General features: G+C 66.0%; 23 protein-coding genes and 2 pseudogenes. 14 read left to right on the top strand and 11 right to left on the bottom strand.

Annotated elements, in window-relative coordinates:
• The first annotated feature begins 5 nt into the window (after nucleotides 1-5).
• The 6 genes and pseudogenes from AB0H00_RS25750 to AB0H00_RS25725 all read left to right on the top strand — a co-directional run bounded on the left by AB0H00_RS25750 (nucleotide 6) and on the right by AB0H00_RS25725 (nucleotide 5,527).
• On the top strand, nucleotides 6-1,088 hold the full coding sequence (locus AB0H00_RS25750) for an AMP-binding protein (RefSeq protein WP_357271178.1): 1,083 nt from the start codon (nucleotides 6-8) through the stop codon (nucleotides 1,086-1,088).
• Complete coding sequence (locus AB0H00_RS25745; protein WP_357271040.1) at nucleotides 1,085-2,212, top strand: thiolase family protein; 1,128 nt, start codon at nucleotides 1,085-1,087, stop codon at nucleotides 2,210-2,212. The genes AB0H00_RS25750 and AB0H00_RS25745 overlap by 4 nt, the downstream gene beginning before the upstream one ends.
• Nucleotides 2,209-2,888, top strand: a pseudogene (locus tag AB0H00_RS25740) (ABC transporter ATP-binding protein). The gene AB0H00_RS25745 and the pseudogene AB0H00_RS25740 overlap by 4 nt, the downstream one beginning before the upstream one ends.
• Entirely contained in the window at nucleotides 2,885-3,487 is a 603-nt protein-coding gene (locus AB0H00_RS25735; RefSeq protein WP_357271037.1) for an energy-coupling factor transporter transmembrane protein EcfT, read from the top strand. Before AB0H00_RS25740 ends, AB0H00_RS25735 begins: the two are co-directional and overlap by 4 nt.
• Nucleotides 3,480-4,901, top strand: coding sequence for an AMP-binding protein (locus tag AB0H00_RS25730; protein WP_357271034.1), 1,422 nt, complete (start codon nucleotides 3,480-3,482; stop codon nucleotides 4,899-4,901). Before AB0H00_RS25735 ends, AB0H00_RS25730 begins: the two co-directional genes overlap by 8 nt.
• Before the next feature lie 65 nt (nucleotides 4,902-4,966).
• Complete coding sequence (locus tag AB0H00_RS25725) at nucleotides 4,967-5,527, top strand: helix-turn-helix domain-containing protein (RefSeq protein ID WP_357271031.1); 561 nt, start codon at nucleotides 4,967-4,969, stop codon at nucleotides 5,525-5,527.
• Between the two features lie 214 nt (nucleotides 5,528-5,741).
• Here AB0H00_RS25725 and AB0H00_RS25720 read toward each other — a convergent pair whose 3' ends face one another.
• Nucleotides 5,742-6,059 (bottom strand): hypothetical protein, encoded by a 318-nt coding sequence (locus AB0H00_RS25720; protein ID WP_357271028.1) that lies wholly within the window; start codon nucleotides 6,057-6,059, stop codon nucleotides 5,742-5,744.
• Nucleotides 6,060-6,088: 29 nt separating this feature from the next.
• Between AB0H00_RS25720 and AB0H00_RS25715 the strand changes: the two genes are divergently transcribed.
• Nucleotides 6,089-6,679, top strand: coding sequence for a TetR/AcrR family transcriptional regulator (locus AB0H00_RS25715; protein WP_357271025.1), 591 nt, complete (start codon nucleotides 6,089-6,091; stop codon nucleotides 6,677-6,679).
• A 49-nt stretch (nucleotides 6,680-6,728) separates the two neighbouring features.
• On the opposite strand, the gene AB0H00_RS25710 is transcribed toward AB0H00_RS25715, so the two are convergent.
• Both AB0H00_RS25710 and AB0H00_RS25705 read right to left on the bottom strand, forming a co-directional pair.
• Nucleotides 6,729-7,481: a hypothetical protein gene (locus tag AB0H00_RS25710; RefSeq protein ID WP_357271022.1), complete on the bottom strand. Its 753-nt coding sequence runs from the start codon at nucleotides 7,479-7,481 to the stop codon at nucleotides 6,729-6,731.
• Nucleotides 7,482-7,765: 284 nt separating this feature from the next.
• A pseudogene (locus AB0H00_RS25705) lies at nucleotides 7,766-8,008 on the bottom strand (helix-turn-helix domain-containing protein); the annotation flags it as partial.
• 312 nt (nucleotides 8,009-8,320) lie between these two features.
• Between AB0H00_RS25705 and AB0H00_RS25700 the strand changes: the two are divergent.
• Entirely contained in the window at nucleotides 8,321-9,271 is a 951-nt protein-coding gene (locus AB0H00_RS25700; RefSeq protein WP_357271020.1) for an AraC family transcriptional regulator, read from the top strand.
• Nucleotides 9,272-9,319: 48 nt separating this feature from the next.
• On the opposite strand, the gene AB0H00_RS25695 is transcribed toward AB0H00_RS25700, so the two are convergent.
• Both AB0H00_RS25695 and AB0H00_RS25690 read right to left on the bottom strand, forming a co-directional pair.
• Complete coding sequence (locus AB0H00_RS25695) at nucleotides 9,320-9,541, bottom strand: cytochrome P450 (RefSeq protein WP_357271175.1); 222 nt, start codon at nucleotides 9,539-9,541, stop codon at nucleotides 9,320-9,322.
• A complete protein-coding gene (locus AB0H00_RS25690) occupies nucleotides 9,451-9,765 on the bottom strand; it encodes a hypothetical protein (protein ID WP_357271017.1) in 315 nt (104 codons plus the stop codon). Before AB0H00_RS25690 ends, AB0H00_RS25695 begins: the two co-directional genes overlap by 91 nt.
• Between AB0H00_RS25690 and AB0H00_RS25685 the strand changes: the two genes are divergently transcribed.
• Nucleotides 9,728-10,003: a DoxX family protein gene (locus AB0H00_RS25685; RefSeq protein WP_357271014.1), complete on the top strand. Its 276-nt coding sequence runs from the start codon at nucleotides 9,728-9,730 to the stop codon at nucleotides 10,001-10,003. The two genes, AB0H00_RS25690 and AB0H00_RS25685, sit on opposite strands and share 38 nt — an antisense overlap.
• 5 nt (nucleotides 10,004-10,008) lie before the next feature.
• Here AB0H00_RS25685 and AB0H00_RS25680 read toward each other — a convergent pair whose 3' ends face one another.
• Nucleotides 10,009-11,595: a GMC family oxidoreductase N-terminal domain-containing protein gene (locus tag AB0H00_RS25680; RefSeq protein ID WP_357271011.1), complete on the bottom strand. Its 1,587-nt coding sequence runs from the start codon at nucleotides 11,593-11,595 to the stop codon at nucleotides 10,009-10,011.
• A 310-nt stretch (nucleotides 11,596-11,905) separates the two neighbouring features.
• On the opposite strand from AB0H00_RS25680, the gene AB0H00_RS25675 reads away from it, so the two are divergent.
• The 3 genes from AB0H00_RS25675 (at nucleotide 11,906) to car (ending at nucleotide 17,913) form a co-directional block, all read left to right on the top strand.
• The gene (locus AB0H00_RS25675) at nucleotides 11,906-13,489 is read left to right on the top strand and encodes a succinic semialdehyde dehydrogenase (RefSeq protein WP_357271008.1); all 1,584 of its coding nucleotides are present in this window, start codon (nucleotides 11,906-11,908) and stop codon (nucleotides 13,487-13,489) included.
• A gap of 112 nt (nucleotides 13,490-13,601) precedes the next feature.
• Nucleotides 13,602-14,087: a glutathione peroxidase gene (locus AB0H00_RS25670; RefSeq protein WP_357271005.1), complete on the top strand. Its 486-nt coding sequence runs from the start codon at nucleotides 13,602-13,604 to the stop codon at nucleotides 14,085-14,087.
• Between the two features lie 349 nt (nucleotides 14,088-14,436).
• Nucleotides 14,437-17,913 carry a carboxylic acid reductase gene (gene car, locus AB0H00_RS25665; protein ID WP_357271172.1) on the top strand — a complete coding sequence of 1,159 codons (3,477 nt, stop codon included), beginning with the start codon at nucleotides 14,437-14,439 and terminating at the stop codon, nucleotides 17,911-17,913.
• Here the strand turns inward: car and AB0H00_RS25660 are convergent.
• Both AB0H00_RS25660 and AB0H00_RS25655 read right to left on the bottom strand, forming a co-directional pair.
• Nucleotides 17,867-18,457, bottom strand: a complete 591-nt coding sequence (locus AB0H00_RS25660) for a pyridoxamine 5'-phosphate oxidase family protein (protein ID WP_357271002.1) — start codon at nucleotides 18,455-18,457, stop codon at nucleotides 17,867-17,869. The two genes, car and AB0H00_RS25660, sit on opposite strands and share 47 nt — an antisense overlap.
• On the bottom strand, nucleotides 18,454-19,239 hold the full coding sequence (locus AB0H00_RS25655) for an SDR family oxidoreductase (protein ID WP_357270999.1): 786 nt from the start codon (nucleotides 19,237-19,239) through the stop codon (nucleotides 18,454-18,456). The genes AB0H00_RS25660 and AB0H00_RS25655 overlap by 4 nt, the downstream gene beginning before the upstream one ends.
• An 85-nt stretch (nucleotides 19,240-19,324) precedes the next feature.
• On the opposite strand from AB0H00_RS25655, the gene AB0H00_RS25650 reads away from it, so the two are divergent.
• The gene (locus AB0H00_RS25650; protein ID WP_357270996.1) at nucleotides 19,325-19,774 is read left to right on the top strand and encodes a helix-turn-helix domain-containing protein; all 450 of its coding nucleotides are present in this window, start codon (nucleotides 19,325-19,327) and stop codon (nucleotides 19,772-19,774) included.
• A 725-nt stretch (nucleotides 19,775-20,499) separates the two neighbouring features.
• Nucleotides 20,500-21,768 carry a cytochrome P450 gene (locus AB0H00_RS25645; protein ID WP_357270993.1) on the top strand — a complete coding sequence of 423 codons (1,269 nt, stop codon included), beginning with the start codon at nucleotides 20,500-20,502 and terminating at the stop codon, nucleotides 21,766-21,768.
• A gap of 29 nt (nucleotides 21,769-21,797) precedes the next feature.
• Here AB0H00_RS25645 and AB0H00_RS25640 read toward each other — a convergent pair whose 3' ends face one another.
• The 3 genes from AB0H00_RS25640 to AB0H00_RS25630 all read right to left on the bottom strand — a co-directional run bounded on the left by AB0H00_RS25640 (nucleotide 21,798) and on the right by AB0H00_RS25630 (nucleotide 24,571).
• Nucleotides 21,798-23,477, bottom strand: a complete 1,680-nt coding sequence (locus tag AB0H00_RS25640) for an IPT/TIG domain-containing protein (protein WP_357270990.1) — start codon at nucleotides 23,475-23,477, stop codon at nucleotides 21,798-21,800.
• Nucleotides 23,478-24,110: 633 nt separating this feature from the next.
• Nucleotides 24,111-24,395 carry a cold shock domain-containing protein gene (locus tag AB0H00_RS25635; RefSeq protein WP_357270987.1) on the bottom strand — a complete coding sequence of 95 codons (285 nt, stop codon included), beginning with the start codon at nucleotides 24,393-24,395 and terminating at the stop codon, nucleotides 24,111-24,113.
• Nucleotides 24,392-24,571 (bottom strand): hypothetical protein, encoded by a 180-nt coding sequence (locus tag AB0H00_RS25630; RefSeq protein WP_357270984.1) that lies wholly within the window; start codon nucleotides 24,569-24,571, stop codon nucleotides 24,392-24,394. The genes AB0H00_RS25635 and AB0H00_RS25630 overlap by 4 nt, the downstream gene beginning before the upstream one ends.
• Between the last annotated feature and the right edge of the window lie 56 nt (nucleotides 24,572-24,627).

The raw sequence follows: 24,627 nt of genomic DNA, 5'->3' as shown, positions 1-24,627 counted from the left end.
CTGCTATGGACTTCGACGGCCGCACCTACACCTACCGGCAACTCGATGAGGCGATCGAGCGGTGGATCGACCGGCAGGGACCGCACGCGGTCGTCTACGACGCGTCGGCGCTCGCGGTTCCGGACGCTTTGATCTGCGTCTGTGCCGCGGCGCGGCGCGGCGTCCCGGTGATAGTCGAGAACCCCGAGGCACGTCCCGACCGCCCGAGCATTCCGCCGTCAGCGTTTCTGCTGGTGTCGACGTCGGGCTCCACCGGACGTCCACAGCCCCTCGCCCGGACGGCGGCATCCTGGTTCGACAGTTTCCCCGCGTTCACCACGATCACCGGCGTCGAGCCCGCGGACCGTGTGCTGATCACCGGCCCGTTACACGCGACGATGCATTTGTTCGGTGCGCTGCATGCGCTGTGGCGAGGTGCGTGCGTCACCGACGACCTGTCGCAGGCCACGGTGGTGCACGCTGTCCCCGCTGTCCTGCGTGAGGTGGTCCGTGGTGCTCCGAAGCTGCGTACCGCGATCGTCGCGGGCATCGCGCTGGACGACGGCGCTCGGACAGCGGCGGCGGGCATCGAGATCATCGAGTACTACGGGTCCGCGGAAGTCTCACTTGTCGCGGCGCGGCGCGTGCCCGAGCCGCTTCGACTGGTGGACGGCGTCGATGCCGACGTTCGCGGTGGGCTGCTCTACGTCCGGTCCCCCTACCGTGTGATCGGAGCGCCGGAGTGGTTCGGTGTCGGCGACCTCGCGGAGCTCGGGGACAACCGCGAGCTGACCGTCCGGGGCAGGGGCGAATATGCGATCAATGTCGGTGGCACCATGGTGGTCGCCGAGGATGTCGAGCGCATCCTCGAGACGCTCGAGGGCGTCGCGGCCGCGGCCGTTATCGGAACTCCGCATGCCGTGTTCGGCGAAATCGTCATGGCCGCAGTGCAACTCGATGGCGCGGCGAGGCTCGATGATGTCCGATCGCGGGCACGTCGGGTGCTGGCGAGGGAGGCAATTCCCCGTCGCTGGGTGCTGATCAGGTCGCTTCCGCGGACTGCCAACGGCAAGGTTGCCCGTAGTCGCCTGAAAGACTTGCTGACATGAACCATGTTCCCGTTCTGGTAGCGCCGCGTCGAACGCCGATCGGCAACGCCGGACACGGGTTCGCCGATCTGACTACCACTGATCTGGCCGCCCCTGTGCTGCGCGACGTGCTGTCGTCGCTGCGCGGTGCCGGGATCGACGCCGAGGTGGACGATGTGGTCCTCGGCAACTGCCTCGGGCCGGGCGGCGATCCAGCCCGCATCGCGGCATTGCAGGCCGGCTTGGGAGTGCACGTTCCCGGTGTCACCATCGATCGTCAGTGCGGATCCGGCCTCGACGCGGTCATGCAGGCGGCGTGGCGTGTGCACAGCGGCGCTGACGAGCTCATTCTGGCCGGTGGCGTCGAATCGGCGAGCACGGCACCATGGCGGTTCTGGCCGCCGATACCGGGCGCCGACCCGGTGCGATACACCCGCGCTCCGTTCGCGCCGCAAGGCTTTCCCGATCCCGACATGGGTGTGGCCGCGGACGATCTAGCGCGAGTCCGTGGTATCAGCCGTGAGCGGCAGGATGCCTATGCGGCGCGCTCGCACACGCTCGCCGCGGCGGCCGACTTCTCGGCTGAGATCGTGCCGATCGGCGATATGCACCGGGACGAACGCATTCGCGCAGGGATGACCGAGGCCAGGCTCGCGCGGCTGCGCCCCGGTTTCGGGGCAGACGGAACGGCGACAGCGGGCAACTCGTGTGGCATCTCCGACGGGGCTGCGGTAGTGGCGGTCACCAGTGCGTCGCGGGCAGCGGGGCTGCCGGCGCTGCGAATACTCGGCTCCGCGGTGGCCGGATCCGACCCTGCCTTTCCTGGTCTCGGACCGGTACCGGCCATACGCAAGCTGTTGCGGCGGACCGGATTCCACACGGCTGATCTCGATGTCATCGAGATCACCGAGGCCTTCGCGTCGGTGGTGCTGGCAGTGTCGGATGAAGTGGGACTGGACGAGTCGAAGATCTGTCCACAGGGCGGGGCCATCGCACTTGGTCATCCTTGGGGTGCGTCGGGAGCTATCTTGTTGGTGCGGTTGGCAAGTCAGATGCTCCGACAGGGCGGAGCCGCAGTCGGGCTCGCGGCATGTGCGATCGGCGGCGGGCAAGGCATCGCCATGCTTGTGGAGCGTGTGTCGTGAGCGAGATCGTTTTCCACTCGGTGAGCCATGCCTTTGGGAATCGAAAAGTCCTGCGCAACATAGACTTACGCATCATCGAGCGCCGCGTCGGCATCATAGGTCGAACGGTTCCGGCAAATCGACCTTGGCGCGCATGATCAACGGACTGCTGACGCCGACCTCCGGCACCGTCACCGTCGACGGAGTCGACGCAGCCAGGAAGGGCGCGCAGGTGCGGCGCAAGGTCGGGTTCGTGTTCACCGATCCCGATACCCAGATCGTCATGCCCACGGTTTCCGAGGATCTCGCTTTCTCGTTGCGGCGAACGGGTCTGAGCAAGCAGGAGGTTGCCGCGCGCGTCGAGGAGATGCTGGTTCGGTTCCGGCTCGACGAGCACGCCGACCATCCCGCCCACCTGTTGTCCGGCGGGCAGAAGCAGTTGCTCGCCATCGGAGCCGTCCTCATCCGCAGGCCTGAGGTGATCGTCGCCGACGAGCCGACCACCCTGTTGGACCTACGGAACGCCCGTGTGGTCGCCGAGGCACTGGATTCCATGGACCAGCAGGTGATCGTAGTGACCCATCAGCTGTCGCTGTTGGACAGTTTCGAGCGGGTCATCGTCATCGACGACGGTGGCGTGGTTTTCGATGGAACCCCGGACGACGCCGTTCCCGCCTACCGGGAATCGGTCGAATGATCGGCGTGTACCTCCCGGGTGACTCGCTGCTGCACCGGATGCCCGCCGGGCTGAAACTGGTGCTGTTGATCGCATCGATCGTGACGGTGACGGTGTTCGTGCACACCCCGCCGCAGGTCGGTCTTGCCGGCATGGTGGTGGCGGGATTCCTCGCGGCGGCTGGTATTCCGGTGAAAGTCGTTCTGGCGCAATTGCGTCCGGTGGTGTGGTTGGTGCTGATCATCGCCGTGTTCCAAGTTGTGATCACCTCGCCGGCACGGGCTGTTGTGGTGAGCGGCGTCCTGCTGATCTCGGTGGCGCTCGCGGCGCTGGTCACGCTCACCACTCGCGTGACGGACATGCTCGACACCGTGACGCGGGCACTCGGACCGCTACGGAAGGTCGGCGTCGATCCCGATCGGGTGGGGCTCGTGCTGGCTCTGGCTATCCGGTGTGTTCCGTTGTTGACCGGGATTGTTCACGAGGTCGCTCAGGCACGGCGCGCTCGCGGGCTGCAATGGTCGATGACGGCACTGGCCACGCCCGTGCTGGTCCGGGCGCTGCGCACCGCGGATGCGATGGGCGACGCCCTTGCCGCGAGGGGAGTGGGCGATGATTGAGTTGCCGGCTGAGCGTATCGCCCGGCAAGCCGCCGACCATCCGGAGTCGACAGCCATCGTTTCCCGACATGAGAGCGTCGACTATCGCGAGTTCTGGTCGAGGGTCACTCGCACTGCCGCAGGGCTCGGCGGCATGAACCGGGTTGCCGTGCTACCCACGTCGGATGTCGGATCGCTTGTCGTCGTGACGGCGGCGATGCACGCCGGTGTCAGCGTCGTGCTGCTGCACCGGCACTTGCTGCCGAGTCAGCTGGCCCGGGTGCTCGAGCTCGCGAAACCCGGTGCCGTCGTGGCTGCGTCGCAACAACACCGCCGGTTGCGCAGGCTGGGATATTGCGGGATCGTCCAGACGGCTGTCGCGCTGGAATCCGACGGTCCGGTCGGCCAGGCTCATCCCGACACCGAACTGCTGGTCGGCATTACCTCGGGAACTACCGGTGAACCGAAGTTGTTCGTGCGCAATCAACGATCGTGGGCCACGACTCTCGATCGTTCAGACGGCACGTTCGACATCGCGAGCCATAGTCGGGTCTCGGTGCCCGGCGTTCTCGATCACACACATTTCCTGTACGGCGCCTTGCATGCCCTCACCCGAGGTGCGTCGGTGGACCTGCGGCCAGTCGTACAGGCTCTGCGCGACGGGCCCACACACCTGTATTCGGTGCCGACGATCGCCTGGGACGTGGTGCGGTCGGGAATGGCTCCGGTCGAGCACGTCCGCGCGGTGCTGTCCTCGGCGGCCCGATGGCCGTACCCGGGACGCCGAGCGCTCCAGGAGATCGTGCCGAACGCGTCGCTCGTGCACTTCTACGGCGCCTCCGAATTGAGTTTCGTGTCGTTCTCTCGGGGGCTCGGGACAGCCGACGGGGATTCGGCGGGTGAACTGTTCGACGGCGTCGAGGTCGAGATCCGAGACGGCCGGGTGTTCGTGCGCAGCGACATGTTGTTCGACGGCTATCTGACGGAGGAAGGTGTGGTGGACGGTCCCGTCGAGGGGTGGATGTCGGTGGGCGACCGGGGCCGAGTGGTCGGCGACCGCCTGCAGTTGTTCGGCCGTGACAGCGACATGCTCATCCGGGCGGGACTCAACGTGGAACCCGCGGCCGTCGAAGCGGCGCTCATCGCGATACCGGGTATCGCGGAGGCCGCCTGCGTCGGAGTGCCCGACGCGCGCATGGGCGAGGTGCCTGCGGCTGCGATCGTGGTGGACGACAATGCTCCGAGCTCCGATGAAATGTGGCGGCACCTGCGCGCGACCCTGCCGAGTCCGAGTATGCCGGTCCAACTCCTGGCGGTCGACAGCCTGCCGCGCACACCGCGTGGAAAGCTCGATCGACGGGCTCTGTCCCTTACTCTCGCCACCCACCGCAGCGCCAGGCGACCCATCGACATCGGGGACGGGCCCGACCGCTGACGGTAGCCGTCGGTGCACCTGGCAGCAGGCCGAGCCACCGGATTCGGTGCATTAATGTTTCAGGAATGGCAGTAGCACCACGCCGGGCGAACCGCGGGCCGAGGGCGGCACCGGGAAATCGAGCCGCGCTGATTCGGGCTGCACGGCTGGTCTTCGCGGAGAACGGCTTCGACGCGCCGCTCAGCTCGATCGCGCGCGCCGCCGGGGTAGGGCAGGGTGTGCTGTATCGCCACTTCCCGAATCGCGAAAGCATTGCACTGGCCGTGTTCGAGGAGAACATCTGTGAGGTCGAGACAATCGCGGCGGATCCGGACGCGACCGTCGACCACGTTCTCGCCGTGATCGTGGCACAGCTCGCCTCTTCGGCGGCGTTCATCGCGATGCTCGATCCCGCCGGCACGGACGACCCTCGCCTCTTCCAGGTCGCGTGGCGCCTGATCAACCTGATAAACCGCAAGCTCGACGACCCGGACAGGCGTGGCGCGCTGCGCGCGGACGTGACGGCCTCGGACGTCATCATGGCGATCGCGATGCTCGCCGCGATGCTCGCGAAGACGGCGCCGCCTTCCCGGGAGGAGACAGCCATACGTGCGTGGTCGCTGCTGGAACGTGGGCTGCACGGTTGACCCCGGCCCCGGCGCGGCGATCGAACGTTCGTCAGATCCCACGTTGGCATTCTGCTGCGCCGTTGCCTTTCGCGGGCAGTGCTGCGCCCGGCTGGCAATATTCGACTTGCGTCCGGTGAATCGCCCAGGCGAGCCGGGAGACTCGAAAACTCGCGATCCCGCATGGTCGAAGGCGACAGGGGCCATCCTTACCGGGGCAGGCGGCACCCGCGGTTCAGGTGGCGGTTCGTGCCGCAGTGACCACCACAGCGGTGTAACGCATCGTGAAGGTGCCTCCCACTGCGTCGATGGCGGCGCCGATCCCCGCGAGTATCTCCCGCAGCTCGGCCGGCGGGAGCTGAGTGTGGAAGCCATGGGTAGGTAGCTGGTCCAGCCACTCGTCCCGGGTGTAGGGCCGGTCCCATTCGAATTGCCACTGCTCAGGGTCGCAGAACCCGCCGACCTGCCGGATACCGTCGGCGGCGTTGGCGCACAGCGCCGAGTACCCGTCCGGGCGGGGCATCCCGCGCTGATAGATCGGCGAGTCGGGCACGACCCGGCGGTAGACCGCGTGGGTGCGCGGTGCCGACCGGGTTGGCTATCCGTGACGTACGGGAGCAGCTGTTCGCCGCTGCCGAGCGGGTCTTGCTCCGAGACGGGCCGAGCGCGCTGACCAGCCGGGCGGTCACGGAGGAGGCAGGCTGCGCCAAGGGTGTTCTGCACCGGCACTTCGATGACTTCGACGTCTTTCTCGCCGAATTCGTGCTCGATCGCATCCATCGGATGGATTCTCAGGCCGCCGCCCTGCGCGACTCCGCCGGGACCGGCACGATCGCCGACAACCTCGCTGACGCGCTGACGGCCCTGTTCGGGTCGGTCGCTGTGGCAATCGTCGCCCTCCTCGTTTTCCGGGACGAGCTGCGCGGACGATTGCGCCAGACTTGGCCTGCCGGTGTCCCGATCCTCACGGAAGCTGCGACCATGATCGCCTCCTACCTCGCCGCGGAGCGTGAACTGGGTCGCATCGCCGCCGATGCCGACGTCGACACACTCGCTCCCACGCTGATCGGGGCCGGGCACCTGCTGTTCGCCGACCGGAAAGGCGCACCGCCCGAGGCCGGAGCAGTCCGCAAGATGGTAACCGCGGTTATCGCCGGGGCGCTGCCCCGCTGATTCGAATCTTCGGTGGTGCAGCGAGTTCGCCGGGCCGGTTCATTTCGTTTCAGGGAGTCCAAGTGATGCGGCCGCCTTGGAAGTCTTGGGCTTTGCCGTTTTCGAAGTCGTATTCGTCGCTGGTGGGATAGCCGTAGCGGCCGGCTTCGGAACCTGCGGCTTCCCAGGTATCGCGTAGGGCGCCCCAGACGACGTGGGCTCCTGTGCGCGGGGAGTAGTAGATGGCGCCGCCGCCGAAGAGGTTGTAGCGGCCGTTGTCTTTGCGGGCAGCGGTTTCGTCGGTGATGGGGAAGCCGAGGGGGCTGGCTTCCCAGCCGTAGCTGCCCCATTTGTCCCGGATCGCGCCGCCGATTTGGTGGGCGTCGGTGCCGAGAGACCAGTAGATGGAGCCGCCTTGGAAGTGGTTGTAGGCGCCGGGTTTGGTGGGAGTGGCGGCTTCCCGGGTGACGGGGTAGCCGAGGAATCCGTTCTCGAAGCCGAGGTTGCCCCATTTGCCGCGGATGGCGCCGCCGATTTGGTTGGCTCCGGTGCCGGGGTGCCAGTAAATCGAGGCGTCGCGCTGAAAGGTTTGATAGCGGCCGCCGCGGGCGGCATCGGATTCGGGGCTGGTGGCGTCGCCGAATAAGGCGGGGCCGCCTGCTTGGTCGTATTCGACTTCGATAGCTCCGCCGACGTCGAAGGGGCCGAGGGGACGTGCTGTGGCGTCGGTCGAGCCGAGGGGAGCGGCGAGCAGGGCCGCGGTGACGAGAGTGGTAGCGACTGCACTACGTGTGCCTGGTCGGTTGCGGATCAGCGGTTCCAAGGGATCTCCCTGAACAGATGTTGGCTGGTTACGAGCGGTCAGACACACGACATCTCCTGAGTCGGTGCGTGCTGCTGATCGTTAGGGCGGCATCATTCTGTGGTGACGAAGTCGGCCGTTTTGACGCACTGACGACAGAGAGTGGCGCGCGTTCGATCCGGTTGTGGCAAATCTAGCCCGTGACGGTGTGGGTGAACAGTGTCTCGCTGAGTTTGTCGGTGTGTTCGAGCCGTGAGCGAGGACAAGACCGCACCAGGTTCGCCCGGTGGGGGGTCGTCTGGTGATCAGTTCGCCCGGGACGTCCGGGCCACCAGCGCCCAGCGCAGATACCGCAGCTTGACGGCTGCGACGGATCGAATCCGGTCAGCTGTCCGATCCACTCGAGCCGGTAGTCCATCGTATGGTGTGCACAGACAGCGGGCGCGCGGTGCCCTGCTGGTTGAGGTTGTCGGCGATGTGCCGCCGCAACGTCTCGAGCAGCTCGGGGTGCTCGTCGGCGGGTCGAGCAGCGAGCCGAGATATTCTCGGTCTGGCGCTGGGAAGGCCTTTTTCTTGCCAGGCTGGCGGAATCAGACAGAGAGCGACAAGGTCAGAACGCTATCAATACCCTTGGCACGTTTCACTTTCGCCGCACTCGTCTCGATACAGGAAATGATCTGGCAACACTGCCTCAGACCGTGGCAGCCGGTGCCTGGTACTACGACTGGCGTCTACACGTGGACGGACGCCGAGATCGAACTGGGCGTTGTCTATGGTGCAGCCGTATTGTGTTGGTGCACAATACGGTATCGGTGGCTCGACGGCGATAGGTTGGGATTGTCACCATGAAATGCTATGAGGTGACCGCGAGTGATTCGAAGTCGTGGACCATGGTCGCCAACAGCTTCGTTCCGATGGACTATGAGTACGTCGATCCCGATCGGTGGCATTCGGGGCTGACGGTTCAGGAGTCGACGGTATATCGGTTGCTGCGCTGGGAGCAGCGCGGAACCTGCACGTCCTCCCGAACGCGGACCAACATCCGTCACGGTCCCTGCGACGACTTCTACTGGGTCGTCCTCCCTGAACAGGGCTTATACTCGGTCCGTTATCGGGATGAGGTGACCTGGGCGCATTCCGGCCACGCGGCGCTGACCGCCCTCGATGACGTGTGCCAGCAATACATCCCGGAATTATCGGCGTACGCGTTCCAGGTGCCTCGCACCGAGATCGACCATCGCACGGGGTCTTCCGGCTCGAGGGGCAGGGTGCTCGACCTGGGGTCCGGCCTCGGCCGGATCACTCAGGCCCTGATCCGCAGCACCCACGCCGAACAGTCGAATCTCTCCGACCGTGAGTTCAACGCGGTCTGCGATCGGCTCGCCGAGCTGCTGTCCTTGATATCGCTCGGAGACACCCAACCGCAGCGGGCTCATCACGCACATATCGCCGAGCAGATTCGGCGATATGTGCGGGCGAACGTAGGCCATGGTGACGTGCGATTGCCCGCGGTGGCACACGCGTTGGGCTGGTCTCCCCGGCAGCTGCGAACGGTCCTGCAGCAGTCGGGTACCACGTTCCGTGATGTGCGTCGGGACGAGGCGCTGCGCGCGGCCCGCGACCTGCTCGAGGACCCGGCACGGGAGGCAGTGCCCATCCGCGACCTGGCCATCCGCAGTGGCTTCACCCCCGCCTGGTTCTCCGCGGCATTCAAGGCGCGTTTCGGTGAGACGCCACGGGATTTCCGGCGCCGCAGGTTGGCGGAACTCACCGAGCGCGGCAGTGCTCGGGAGTCGGTGGCGACGCACTGACCTGAGCCGAGGGAGCCGGACGCGGGGAGCCGCATCCGGCCGACATCGTCAGGTGGGGGAATCGAGTCGCACCGGAAGCGCGAGGGGGCCGTTGGTGCTGATCTGCGGGGCGTACTCGATGTCCGTCGGATCGCACGCGAGGCTCAACCGCGGAAAGCGATTGAACAGCATGGAGAGTGCTATGCGGCTCTCGAGTCGGGCGAGTGGCGCACCGAGGCAGAAGTGCGGGCCGCGACCGAACGCCAACTGGTCCCGATGGTCGTGGTCGATATCGAACGTATCGGCGTCCGATGAGGGCGCCGACGACAGATGACTTGTACCGCAGCATTTCCTCCACGACATCGGTCCTCGGCGAGCGCTTTGGCGCGTTGTTCAGGATGGGTGCACAGCGTTACGACGGCATTGCCCAACAGGTGCACGGTGGTCTCGTGTCCGGCCACGATCACTATCCAGAGCATGTTGCACAGCTCGTCGATCGTCAGCTCGTTCTCCATGTCGGCGTGGAGCAGGGCGGTGGTGAGGTCATCGCCCGGCTCCCGTCGGTCGGCGGCCGGGTTGCTGGTCGGTCTCGCGGTTCCACCGATCGGCGCTGCCGCCGCCGTCGGCTTGGTCGCCTACTTCCTCGGCGCCGTGCTCACCGTGGTGTGGGCGCGGTGGTACTCGCACATCGGGTACCCGCTGCCGTATCTCGTGCTGGCGGTCGCCTCGCTGGGGCTTTTCGTGGCGTCATGAGCCCACTACTCAGCGAGGATGAACTTGGCCGCCTGCTCGCCGATGAACACCGCGGGCGCGTGCGTGTGGCCGCGGATGATCAGCGGCATCACCGAGGCGTCGGCGACCCGTAGTCCTTGCACACCACGGACTTCCAACCGTGGCGTGACGACACTACCGGTGTCGGTGCCCATCCGGCACGTGCCGACCGGGTGGTACAGGGTGTGCGAGTAGGCGTTCAGCGTCAGTTCGAGGACGGCTTCCCGTTCGGTGGGCGCCTGCGGCGGGTAGATCAGCGGGCCGAGCACCGCCTTCATCGACGGCTCGGCCGCGATGTCGGCGCAGACGCGCAACCCGGCCATCATGGCCGCACGGTCCGCGCCCGCGCTGTCGGACAGATAACGCGGATCGATCAGCGGCTTGGCGGACGGATCGGCCGAGGACAGCGTGATCCGCCCGCGACTGTGCGGGCGCAGCAGCACACTCGCGAGGACCACGCCGTGCTCGGTAGGGTCGACCAGTCCCTCGTGGAAGAACGGGGCGGGCGCGAAAACCAGCTCCAGGTCGGGCACCTCCAACTCCGGCCTGCTGCGCACGAACCCGTAGGCCTCGCCCACGTTCGAGGTGAGCATGCCGCGGTGCCGGAGCAGGTAGTCCAGCAGCTGGCGCGGTTTCAAGGCGGCGAACAGTGAATCGGACGCTACGCTGTAGCCGACAGCCGCGACCAGATGGTCTTGCAGGTTCGCCCCCACGTCCGGCGCGTGCTGGCGAACCTCGATGCCCTGGCGGGTCAGCTCGTCGCGATCGCCGATGCCCGAAAGCATCAGCAGCTGAGGGCTGTTGATCGCACCGCCGCACAGCACGACCTCGCGCCGCGCGGTCACCGTGTGCGTGCCGCCGCCCCTGCGGTATTCCACGCCGACAGCGCGCGTGCCATCGAAGAGCACTTTCGTGGCCAGCGCCTCGGTGCGGACCGTGAGGTTCGGGCGACGCAGGGCGGGCCGCAAGTACGCATCGGCGGTGCTCCAACGGCGCCCGCCGCGCTGAGTCACCATGGTCTCGCTGAATCCCTCCGGCTGCGGCCGGTTCGGCGGCTCGACGTCGTAGCCCGCCTCCTCGACCGCGGCCAGATACGCGGCGGTGAGGCCGCGCGGGCTGCGTTGGCGGGAGATGTGCAGCGGTCCGTCGGTCCCCTCGTCGGGATACTGAGCGTTCTCGACCAGTTCGATCCGACGGAACTGTTCGACGGCCGCGGCGAAGCTCCACTCCGCGCCCGCCAGCAGCGCCCACTCGTCGTAGTCGGCACGGAATCCACGTACCCACATCATGGCGTTCATCGAGGACGAGCCGCCGAACATCTTGCCGCGCGGCCAGTAGATCTCGCGGTTCGCCAGTTCCGGCTGCGGCTGCGTGAGATAGCCCCAATCCACCTCGGAGCGAAAGAGTTTCGCGAACGCGGCGGGGATATGAATGAACTTGTTCTTGTCCGGCGGGCCTGCTTCGAGCAGCACCACGGTCGTTCCGGGATCGGCGCTGAGCCGATTGGCCACGACCGCACCCGCGGATCCCGACCCGACGACGACGTAATCCGCGATGTGCCCATCTGGTTGCACTGTTTTACTCCGATCTGTACCGACTACGGCAAAGATACGAGCAAGCGATCGCCCAGGGTTCGGTTTCCGGCCAACCCGGCGAAGTCATCGGAGTGGGAGGTGGCTCGGCCGTGGTCGGCGCTAGCGCGCTACTGCCTGACTCGGACACTGTCCATCGTCACGGACGCCTGCGCGAAAATTCTCCGGTCATGGCAGGTACGCGCCGAACTCCGCTGCGAATAGTATGGAGTCGAACCGGAACGTGTTCTAATTTGGGTGCGGCAGCCGGCCCGACACCTGCGGTGATGCCCGACGTCATGGAGAAGATCCGATGAGCACAGATACCGAGAAGACCGCCGTACCCGCCAGGATCACCCACGAGATGATCGACCGGCTGACCGGGTTGGTCGCCGCAGATGGCAGCGCGGCGCCGTTCACGATGACCGAGGTCTACACCGGCGCGCCCGTCGGCGAACTGCCGCAGTCGAGACCGCACGACGTGGCTGCGGCGTGCGCGAGCGCGCGCGCCGCGCAGCGGGAATGGTCCGCACTGCCGCTGCGGCAGCGCCTGCGTGTGTTCGAGCGTCTGCACGAGCTGATCCTGGTCGAAGTGGAGACCATCGCCGACCTCATCCAGATCGGTTGCGGCAAGACCCGCCGGATGGCCGTCGAGGAGTCCTGTGACGTGCCCATGGTGATCAGCCATTATCTGAAGACCGCACGCCGGGTGCTGCGGCCGAAACGGCACGCGGGCCCCATGCCGCTGCTGACCACCTCGACCGAGGAGCGGCGGCCCAAGGGGCTGGTCGCGGTGATCGCGCCGTGGAATTTCCCCTTCGCCATCGCCATGTCCGATGCCATGCCGGCACTCATGGCGGGCAACGGAGTCGTGCTGAAGCCGGACAACAAGACGGCCCTGTGCGTGCTCTATGGGGTCGAACTGTTGCACCGTGCCGGGCTGCCGCGCGGACTGGTGCAGGTGGTGTGCGGCGAGGGGCCGGATATCGGACCCGCCCTGATCGACAACGTCGAGTTCGTTATGTTCACCGGCTCCACCGCCACCGGACGGGTCGTCGGCGAACGGGCGGGACGTAACCTCATCGGCTGCGGTCTGGAACTCGGCGGCAAGAACCCGATGATCGTGCTCGAGGACGCGAATCTGAACGAGGTGATCCCCGGGGCGGTCTTCGCCGCGTTCGCCAACTCGGGCCAGGCGTGCATGCACATCGAGCGGATCTACGTGCACCGCAGTATCCATGACGAGTTCGTGCGCCGATTGGTCGCGGCCACAGACGAATTGAACGGCAAGATCGGCGGTGCGTACGACTACGCGCCGGAGTTCGGTTCCTTGGTCTCCCCGCAGCATCTCGAGCGGGTCGCCGCCCACGTCGAGGACGCGCGTGCCAAAGGTGCCACGGTCCACGTCGGCGGCAAAGCGCGCCCGGACATCGGACCCGCTTTCTACGAGGCCACCGTGCTGACCGGGGTGACCCCCGAGATGACGCACGCGACGCTGGAAACCTTCGGCCCCGTCGTTACGGTGTACCCGTTCGACGACGAGCAGGAGGCGGTCCGCCTCGCCAACGCCACCGACTACGGACTGAACGCGAGCGTATGGAGCCGGAATCCGAGGCATGCCAACCAGATCGCCGCCCAGCTCCAGGCCGGCAGCATCAACATCAACGACGGGTTCGTCGCGACCTATGCCGCCAAATCCACGCCGTCGGGCGGGGTGAAGCAGTCCGGTGTCGGCATTCGCCACGGAGACGAGGGCCTGCTCAAGTATACCGACACGGTGAACGTCGGCGTGCTCAAGCGCCAGGTGCTCGCCGCGCGATCGGGTCAGCCCTACGGCAAACAGCTGAAGATGACCTTGATGTCGCTGCGGCTCATGCGCCGAACCAGATTGCGCTGAGTACCGTTGCGCACCGCCCGCCCGGCATCGCGCCCGAGCCCGCACCTGCTCGATCCGGTACCGTGGCCCTCGGGGTGGATCAACGGAATCAAGAATTGGCAGGTCCGAACGAATGAGCCTTCGAGACGTACCGCTGCGCACACTGTCCGGCGAGTCGACGACGCTGTCCGACCTGGTCGGTGACCACGCCGTCCTGGTTGTCAACGTGGCGTCGAAATGTGGGCTGACGCCGCAGTATTCCGGCCTGGTGGACCTGCAGAAGGCCTACGGGCCGCGCGGGTTCAGCGTGGTAGGCGTGCCATGCAACCAGTTCATGGGCCAGGAGCCTGGTACCGCGGAGGAGATTCAGCAGTTCTGTGTCACCACCTACGGCGTCGACTTCCCGTTGCTGGAGAAGGCCGAGGTCAACGGCGAGAATCGGCACGGCCTGTATCAGACCCTGGTGAAGACCGCCGACGCCGAGGGTAACGCCGGTGACATCCAGTGGAACTTCGAGAAGTTCCTGATCGACCGGGACGGCAAGGTGGCGGGCCGCTTCCGTCCGACCGTGACGCCCGACGCGCCGGAACTGGTGTCGGCGATCGAATCCGTTCTCTGAAGGTCGACGACGCAGAGCTCGGGGGCGGCGGGTCTCCCGGGGTGAGCGGCTCGCGTAGGTCGAGATGCTGCCGCAGCGTGGTGCCGGTGTACGCGCAGCGGTAGACATCCCACTCCTGGAGTTCGGGGATAACAGGCCCGGTAGACCTGGTACCGGCGGCTGAGTGCCACACAGAAGAAAATCCACCGTACATTTGCGACATTTGGTATGCCGTGTCTCGTGTCACTGGTACTTGCCACAGCCTATGGTTGGCCTAGAATGATTAGGCAAGCTAACTTATTCGAGGTCGGAGGCGTCTTCCAGAAAAAGGAGGTCGGCCGTGGAGGCAGGGACACGCGAGGCAGGGGCGATGAGCCGCATCGCCGAGCTGTACGCCGAACATGAAGACATCCGCCATGCCACACCGGGTGCGGAGGTTGTGCGGGCGATCCGCAAGCCCGGGTTGCGGCTCGCGCAGATCGTCGAGCAGGTCATGGTCGGCTATGCCGATCGGCCTGCCCTCGGGCAGCGTGCGGTGCAGTTGCGGACCGACGAGACCACCGGCCGCACGTCGCGCACGCTACTGCCACGCTTCGACACCCTCACCTACGGCGAGTTGTGGGAACGGGTTCGCACGATTGCCGCCGCGTGGCACGGCGACGCGGAGAATCCGCTGCGCGCAGGTGATTTCGTAGCCATGCTCGGATTCACGAGCAGTGACTACACCACACTCGACTTGACCTGCGTCCACTTGGGACTGGTCGCCGTTCCTCTCCAGTCCACTGCATCCGTCGCCCAGTTGACCGCGATCGTCGGGGAGACCGTGCCGCGGGTGCTCGCCGCGACACCAGAACTGCTGGACGCGGCCGTCGAATGCGTCTTGGCAGGTCCCGCGCCCGAGTGTCTGGTGGTCTTCGACTACCACGCACGCGACGACGGCCAGCGTGCGGCGTTCGAGGCGGCACGTGAACGGCTGGCGGCCGCGGGCAGCCCGGTCGTCGTCGAATCGCTCGACGAGGTGCTCGAGCGCGGACGTCGCCTGCCGCCCGCGCCGCTGTTCGTTGCTGAGTCCGGAGACGACCCGCTGGCGCTGCTGATCTACACCTCGGGAAGTACGGGTACGCCCAAGGGCGCGATGTACACCGAACGGTTGGTCACCGCGGCGTGGTTGGACCGGCCGGAGGCAGCCGCGATCAACCTCAACTACATGCCGATGAGCCATGTCGCCGGCCGCGTGTCGCTCACCGGTGTGCTCGCGCGCGGCGGCACGGCGTATTTCACCGCCGAGAGCGACATGTCCACGCTTTTCGACGACATCGCGCTGGCCCGCCCTACCGAGCTGTTCTTCGTCCCGCGCGTGTGCGACATGGTGTTCCAGCGCTATCAGAGCGAAGTGGACCGGCGCGGCGGACCGGGCGTCGATCGCGCCGCGCTGGAAGCGCAGGTGAAAGCCGAACTGTGCCAAGACTTCCTCGGCGGGCGCGTGATGACGGCCATCTGCGGGAGCGCGCCGGTGGGAGCGGAGATGAAAGCCTTCATCGAGTCGGTGCTCGGCCTGGATCTGCACGACGGATACGGCTCCACCGAGGCAGGCGGGGGCATCCTGATCGACAACCAGGTGCGGCGGCCGCCGGTGCTCGACTACCGGCTCGCGGACGTCCCCGAGCTGGGCTACTTCCGTACCGACAAACCGCATCCGCGCGGCGAGCTGCTGCTGAAGAGCATCACCATGATTCCCGGGTACTACAAACGGCCCGAGATCACCGCCGAGGTCTTCGATGAGGACGGTTTCTACAAGACCGGCGACATCGTCGCCGAACTCGAACCCGATCGGCTGGTCTACGTCGACCGCCGCAACAACGTGCTGAAATTGTCCCAGGGCGAATTCGTCGCCGTATCGCATCTGGAGGCCGTCTACGCCACCAGCCCGCTGATCCGGCAGATCTTCGTGTACGGCAGCAGCGAACGCGCCTACCTGCTCGCGGTGATCGTGCCCACCGATGACGCGTCGGCAGACGGCGACCGCGGCAAACTAGAGGCGGCGCTGAGCGAGTCACTGCAGCAGCTCGCCATGGACGCCGACCTGCACTCCTATGAGATCCCGCGCGCTTTTCTGATCGAGACGCAGCCATTCACGACCGACAACGGACTGCTCAGCGGCATCGGGAAGTTGCTGCGGCCCAAGCTGAAAGAGCGTTATGGGCAGCGGTTGGAGCAGTTGTACGCGGAGCTGGCCGAGGGCCAGGCCAAGGAGTTGCTCGACTTGCGCCGCGCCGCGGCCGATCTGCCTGTGCTGGAGACGGTGAGCCGCGCCGCCAGGGCACTGCTGGGATGCGCGAGCACCGACCTGCGACCCGACGCGCGTTTCACCGATCTCGGTGGTGATTCCCTTTCGGCGCTGTCCTTCTCGAACCTGCTGCAGGACATCTTCGGCGTCGAGGTACCGGTGTCGGTGGTGATCAGCCCGGCCAACGGTCTGCGTGAGGTGGCGGACTACCTCGCGGCCGAGCAAGTTTCGGGCGATCCGCGCCCGACCTTCGCCTCCGTGCATAGCGACGGCTCGCGGGTCCGCGCGGACGAGCTCACGCTCGACAAATTCCTCGACGCCGGCACCCTTGCGAACGCGGCAGCGCTGCCACACCCCGCGGGGCCCACCCGGACCGTGCTGCTCACCGGCGCGAACGGCTACCTCGGCCGCTTTCTGTGCCTGGCATGGCTGGAGCGGCTGAACGCGATCGGGGGCACGCTGATCTGCCTGGTGCGCGGCGGCGACCAGACCGCCGCACGCAAACGCCTCGACGCCGCCTTCGACAGCGGCGACCAGGTGCTGATCCGGCATTTCCAGGAACTGGCCGCGACGAACCTCGAGGTGCTCGCCGGCGACATCGGCGAGCCGAACCTCGGCCTGGACGAGGCGACGTGGCGCCGGCTCGCCGGTAGCGTGGATCTGATCGTGCATCCGGCCGCGCTGGTCAACCATGTGTTGCCGTACCGGCAGCTGTTCGGGCCGAATGTGGTCGGCACCGCCGAGTTGATCCGCCTGGCCGTCACCACCCGGCTGAAGCCGTTCACCTATTTGTCGACCGTCGCGGTGGCCGCGCAGATTGATTCGCCTGACTTCGATGAAGACAGCGACATCCGTGAGATAAGCGCGACGCGCGCTGTCGACGAGAGCTACGCCAATGGCTACGGCACCAGCAAGTGGGCGGGGGAGGTGCTGCTGCGGGAGGCCAACGACCTGTGTGGTCTGCCGGTCGCGGTATTCCGTTCGGACATGATCCTGGCGCACAGCCGCTACGCCGGTCAGCTCAACGTGCCGGACATGTTCACTCGATTGCTGGTGAGCCTGATCGCCACCGGGATCGCGCCGTTCTCCTTCTACCGCATTGACACCGAGGGCGACCGGCCGCGCGCCCACTACGACGGCCTGCCCGCGGACTTCACCGCCGAGGCGATCACGACCCTCGGCGCCGCGGCCACCGCGGGGTTCCAGACGTTCGACGTGCTCAACCCACACGACGACGGCCTCTCGCTCGACGAGTTCGTCGACTGGCTGATCGACTCCGGTCACCGGATCGAGCGGATCGCCGACTACGGCGAGTGGCTCGCCCGCTTCGAGAGCGCGCTGCGGGCGTTACCGGAAAAGCAGCGCCAAGCCTCGCTGCTGCCGTTGCTGCACGCCTACCGGTACCCGGCTCCTGCCGCTCGGGGATCCGCCCTTCCCACGAAGAAATTCCGATCCGCTGTCCAGGCCGCGAATATCGGTGCCGATCACGATATTCCGCACGTGTCGCGTGGGCTCATCGAGAAATACGCGACCGACCTGGAACTTCGGGGCCTGCTGTAAGCGTCGCGCGGCGCGATCCGGGTGCCTCTTCGCTGGGACGCGCCTCGGGCATCCCGCCATCCGTCTCGGCCGGAATCTGCCAGATCCGGCTGCGCAGATCCATGCCCCGAATAACCTGGATCCGCCACGGATCCAGACGCACGATGTGCAGCTGCGAATCGTCGGGCGAACGCCAGAACTGCCCCAGGTGATACCCGGCTCCCGGTGGGCTGGTCCGCGCGTAGAGGTTCCAGATCCGCTGCCTGGTCTGGGGATCATCGACCCACCTCGCGGTGGCATCGACCGCGACCGAATTATGACCCGGCGCCCAATACGAGAAGTTCACGTGCGGATTTCGCGCGATATGCGCCGCCTTGACCGGCGTCTTGTAGGTGGCGAGCCAGCCCAGCGGATGTCCGTCGACGTTCTCCCACACCGGAATCAGCACCCGGGTGCGTGGCCGGTTCTGCGCGTCCACGGTCACCATGGTGGCGTAGACAATGCGACCGACGAATGCGTTGAACTCCGCCTCGATCTCCGCGAACGACCCGACCTTGCGCGTCATGCCGCCGCTCCGGTCGTATTGTCGGACGGAACCGTGAGTCCCTGTCCCCAGCCGCCGTCGACGGGAAGCTCGACGCCCGTGGTGAAAGTTGCGTCGAAAGCCAGGAAAAGCGCCGCCTTTGCGACCTCCTCGACTGTTCCGTTGCGCCGCAACGGTGTACTTCGCTCGCCTTGTGCGAGAAAGTCGGCGCGCTGCTGCTCGGTCAGTCCGACTACGCCCATGGTCGGCGTCTCGATGAATCCGGGCGCCACCGCGTTGACCCGAATCCGCCGCGGCAGCAACTCCGCGGCCAGCACCTGGGAGATCGCCCGGAGCGCCTCCTTCGATCCGGAGTACGCGCTGAGTCCGGGAAAGACCACGTCGTTCGCGACGGTCGTGAAGACGATCGCGCCTCCGTCGGCGAGCAGTGGCGCGAGTCTGCGCACCGTGAAGAACGCACCCTTGGTGTTGACCGCGAACTGGCGGTCGTACGACTCCTCGGTGGCCTCGTCGAGCGTCTGGAATTCCGCGGTGCCGTGGTTGACGAACAGCGCGTCGATTCGGCCCAGTTGCTGCTCGACCACGGCCCCGAGGTCATCGATATCGGTCATGCTCGCGGCATCCGAAGCCACGATATGTGCTGCGCGTTCGGCCAACCGGGTCCGAGCTTCGTCCAGGGTCCTCGCATTGCGGCCGGTCAGCACCACCTCCATTCCTTTGGCGAGCAGCGCCTCGACGATCGCGAGCCCCATGCCGTGGGTGCCGCCGGTGACCACGGCCTTCTTGCCTGCGTATGCACTCACTACCGGATGCCTTCCTTTCAAGTTACCGATGAGCCGGTCAGTTACTCCTTGTAACTGGCAGCATCATGCGTCACCATTGACTGCTATGGAAGACGGCACATTGATGTCCCATAGTTACTGTCCGGATACCGTCGACTACACGGCCAAACAATGGGACTCCCGCGAGGACTGCGAGGTGCGCCAGATCCTCGACCGTATCGCCGACAAGTGGTCGCTGCTGGCCATCGCGCTGCTCGCGGGCCGGACCATGCGGTTCACCGAGCTGCAGCGCGAGATCGATGGAGTCAGCCAGCGCATGCTCACCCGCACCCTGCGGCACCTGGAACGGGACGGTCTGGTGCGCCGGACCGTCCACCCGGTAGTTCCGCCGCGGGTCGACTACGCACTCACCGACCTCGGCGGCAGCTTGCACGAGACCATCCAGGCTCTGGTGACCTGGACCGAAACCCACCAAGGCGAGATCGCCGCCGCGCGCACGGTCTATGACACCGCGTCCGCGGCGGGGTCGGTGAATCCGGCACCGGCAACGAGTTGAGATACCACTCGGCATACGGAATCCGATCGGCTGTGGTTGTTCCCGCGGTCGGATTCCGCATGAAGGCGGCGTAGTCGTCGTCGCTCCGCTCGGCGAAAGCCGGGATCGAAAAGGGTTCTAGTGGACGAAAGTGCCCAACTTGGCGTCGCAGTACCGGTCTGGCGGCAGCCGCATCTCCACGGAGGTCTTGTCCGGCCGGTAGCTCACGAAAAACTCTTCGAGAGCGCGAAATTGGCAATGACATTCAGCATGGCACGGGAGATCCTCCACGTTGATGTGAGAAGTCGTCACTGTATCAAGCTCCGTCTAGGACAAAGCTGCTCTGACACAGAATCTGCCGCGACGAGGTGGCCGCGGCAATGCCAGTAGCACCTACACGATCGGACCTCGGCGCCTGACGCTGTAAATCCGGGCACGTGCGTCTCCGGTCCGGCAAGCGTTCTTCGGCATGCGTCAGAAGCTCATCCACAACGATGGTTCCAATACCATTCCTCATGGGCCGCCAGGTGTTAGCCTCGATCAGCTGGGCGCGAGGGAATGCCGTAGACCGATCAGGAAGGGAGATAACAGATCACGGGTCCAGTTGTACCCCGCCCCCCATCGAGGCTCGTGCCGATCAACCTGAAAACCGTTACCCGTACAAAAGCTGGGCATGTGACCGAGCCGCGTGCCGCGCGTACCGACCACGTCGTCGAATGCTTGTTTCCTTTTTGGAGTCCCGTCTTTTGACCACGCCACATTTCCCGCCACCCACGTCGACGTCCGATTCTGTCTGCCCCGTCCAGCATGGTTCGCCGATCGACACCGACGGCCCCAGGGTCGCACTGTATTCGGAGGCGTTCGCGGTAGATCCGCACCGCGCCTATGCCGAGATGCGCGACAGGTATGGTCCACTCGTTCCGGTGGAGTTGGCGCCGGATGTGCCCGCCACCTTGGTGATCGGCTACTACACGGCCCTGCGCATTCTCCACGACCCCGAGCACTTTCCGGCCGATCCGCGCACCTGGCAGAAGAACATCCCCGGCGAGTGCCCGGTCCTGCCGATGCTGGAGTGGAGGCCCAATGCCTTGCGCAGCGCGGGCCTGGAACATCTACGCTATCGGCAGGCCACCGTCGCGGCCATCGCCGAGGTCGATCTGCACGCCCTGCACGCCACTATCGAGCAGATCGCCCTTCCGCTGATCAATGCCTTCTGCCAGGACGGCGCGGCGGAACTGGTCAGCCAGTACGCGTTCCCGCTCACCTTCGCGGTGCTCAACGCCATACTCGGCTGCCCACCGGATATCGGGCAGCACGTCGCGACCGGCATGGCCGCCATCTTCGAGGGCGTCAACGCGGCCAAGGGCAACGCGATGATCACCGACGCGCTTTACAGCCTGGTGCAGACGAAGCGGAAAGAACCGGGCGACGACATCACCTCGCGGTTGTTGCGGCACCCCGCTGCCCTCGACGACGTGGAGATGATCCACCAGCTGGTCACGTTGTACGGCGCGGGAATCGAGCCGACGCAGAACTTGATCGTCAACACCCTGCGGTTGATGCTCACCGACCACCGGTTCGCGAGCGGCATCCTCGGCGGTAGTTTGTCGACCCGCGACGCCCTCGATGAGGTGCTGTTCAGTGATCCGCCAGGGGCCAACTACTGCGTCAGCTACCCGAAGCAGCCCATCCTCATCGACGGCGTCTGGCTGCCCGCGCACCAGCCGGTCGTGATCAGCATGACCGGCTGCAACAACGACCCCGCTATCAATACGGGTGAATACACCGACAACCGAGCTCATCTCGCATGGAGTCTCGGACCGCACGCCTGTCCGGCCAGGTCGGCGGCATACCTCATTGCCCAGGACGCCATCGATCAGCTGCTTGATGCCCTGCCCGAGCTGCGGCTCGCCGTCCCGGCGCAGGACCTGGTCTGGCGACCCGGCCCGTTCCACCGCGCGCTGGTGTCCCTGCCCGTCGACTTTCCCAAATCACCTCCGCTCACTGTCTATTGACAAGGATCCGGCGATGCAACGCGCTTGGATCAGAGGGCCGGGGGTTGCTCGTAGCTGTAGGTCCAGGAGCTCTGGCCGCCGGGGGTGGTCACGGTGAGGGTGATTCCTGGGCTGGCGGGGTGGGGCGGGGCGATGGTGCTGATCGTGGTGTCGGAGATGGCAGAGAAGCTAGCCGGGATGCCGTCGAAGGTCACCGTGTCGGTGTGAGCGAGGCTGCTGCCGGTGATGGTCACGACGTTGCCGCCGGTAGCCGGTCCGGCGCTCGGGTTGACATTATTGATGTTGGGGCCGGTGAGGTAGGTGTAGGTGAGATCATCGACGCTGCCACCCGGGGTGGTCACGATGACCGGAAACGTGCCGGGGCTTTGTCCGAAGATGGTGCTGACAGTGAGCTGGGTGGGCGTGGCGGACTGGATGATGACGGGGCTGGGGCCGATGGACACGGCGATCGCGCCGGACAGGTTGAAGCCGGTGATGACAGCGGTACCACCGTCGGGGGAGCCTTCGGCGGGGCTGATGCTGTTGATCAGCGGTGGTGGGAAGTAGATGAAGTACCCCAGAGATCCGGTGCCGCCCGGGGTGGTGACCGTCACAGGGACCGCTCCGCCCCCGGCAGGGGTGACGACGGTGATCGAGGTCGGAGTGTTGGTGAGGATGGTGGCTTCGGTGGTGCCGAAGTGCACGGCGCTGGCATTGGCGAGGTTGTGGCCGTTGATGGTCACCAGGGTGCCACCTGCGGTGCTCCCTTCCCGTGGAACCAGGGTCAGAGGGATGACGCTGAGCGTGTTGTCGTCGGTGTTGGTGACATAGAGCAGGGAGTCGTCCGAGGTGACCGCGACACCGCTCGGGCCTTGCCCGACCCGCAGGTTTCCGGTGAGCGTGTTGGTGGCGGTGTCGATCACACTGACGGTGTTGGAGCCGTAGTTCGCCGTGTAGGCGTGGGCGCCGTTCTGGCTGATGGTCACGAAACGCGGCACGACGCCGACCGGGATGGTAGCGGTGAGGGTGTTGGTGGCGGTGTCGATCACGCTGAGAGTGCTGGCGAAGTTATTGCTGACGTAGGCGCGCGTGCCGTCCGGGGTGATCGCCACGATCGACGGGCCGCCGCCTCCAGGGATGGTTGCGGTGACGGTGTTGGTCGCGGTGTCGATCACGCTGAGGGTGTCGCCGAGGATGTTGCCTACGTAGGCGCGGGTCCCGTCCGGAGTGACCGCCACACCGGTCGGCAGCACTCCCACTGCGATCGTAGCGGTGACGGTGTTGGTCGCGGTGTCGATCACGCTGACCGATTCGCTGCCCTGGTTCGCCACATAGACGTGGCCGCCGTCCGGAGTGATTGATACACCAGTGGGTGCCGCTCCCACCGGGACGCTCGCGGTGATCGTGTTGGTGGCGGTGTCGATCACGGTGAGCAAGCCATCCTCGGCCACGGTCAGATAAAGGTGGCCCCCGTCGGGTGCGAAAGCAAAGAGCCTCGGCCCCGCACCTGTAGGAATGGTCGCGACGACACCGTCGGTCGCGGTGTCGAGCACAGTGACCATGTTCGACGTACTGCCGGCCACGTAGGCGCGTGCCCCGTCGGGAGACAGCGCCACCCCCAGGGGGCTGCCACCCACCGGCAAGACGGTGTCGGCGGCCGAAAGCACCGCGGGCGCAAGGTCTCCGGCGTCGAGGCCGAGCAGAGACAATGATCGCGTAGTGGTGAACATGAGAATCCCCCTTTGAATAGTTAGCTTTTCAGGATGGCGAACGGCCGCCAGATGGCCGAGAGATGGTAGAAAGGCGCACCGGCTCGGGCCTGCCTGTATGAAAATCCCGGCTGGTCGCCGCGTAAAACTCTTTCGACACCTTCGACATCAGCGCCCCCTCGGCAGTGCCACCATCGTTACACTACAAGTCGGCCGGCGCACCGGAATTCGCGCACATCGACTTCGCGACACGCCGGACGCGCTGAGATTTGGGTGGAAACCGCGCTGGAAATGGTGCGCAAGCCAGGATTTCTGAGAGCCTCAGGGCGGATTCCGACTGCCTTGTTTCAGCGAATGCAACTATTGCTAAGGGAATTGAGTAAAAGATCATTTCTCGCCACACGGCCCGACTCCCAGCGCGGTCGAACCGCGTGGTCGAGGCATATTCCCGCGCCGGCGTCAGCTCTGCGTTCGACCGCCATATGTCGGGAACGGAAATGCTTGCCCCCCAATACTTTCGACAGATCTCCTCGGCGCGGGCCACGCAATCCCGGTGGCCCGCGTCCAGGCGATGAGCGAGGGAGAAATGCCGTGCCCGCGCCGGTCGCACGGTCTGAGGCTGTCAGGTCGCTTCTGCTGTAGGTGCTCGGCTGGTCAGCCGCCGGCGGCGGTTCCGGCGTTCGTCGGACCGGGAAGCAGCGGACGCACGGCAATAGCCTCAGGGCCACGTTTGCGCACGGTTGCGGTGAAGACGACTGGTTGGCCAGCGGTAAGGGATTTGTAGCCGGTGGTCTCGATGCTGGTGTACTCGACGAATACCGGCGTGGGGTCGTCGTCGGGCTGCAGGAATCCGAAACCTTTCTCGACGTTGAACCAGACCACGGTGCCGCGACGCCAAGACTCCGCGGTCGTGCTGGGACGCTGCTGCCGACCGATCACGTGGGTTGGGTGGCCGCGGTCACGCGACCGTGCCGAGGTCGGTCGACGTGCATAATGTGCCGCCACCAGGCGTCGAGGGGGCTGGGGTCGGGCCAGACGATCGGGGTCTCGGGCGTGCCAGTGGCTTCGGTGGTGGACGGTCTCGGCGGGGTATGCCGGTATTCGGTGGGTGCCATGATCGAGCTTACTCCATCAGGTGATCCATGTGCTAGGGGATAATCCCCGATGCGGC

Origin of the sequence: Nocardia sp. NPDC023852 (genome assembly GCF_040639505.1) — a bacterium.
GTDB lineage: Bacteria > Actinomycetota > Actinomycetes > Mycobacteriales > Mycobacteriaceae > Nocardia.
This window is presented reverse-complemented; position numbering and strand designations above follow the sequence as displayed.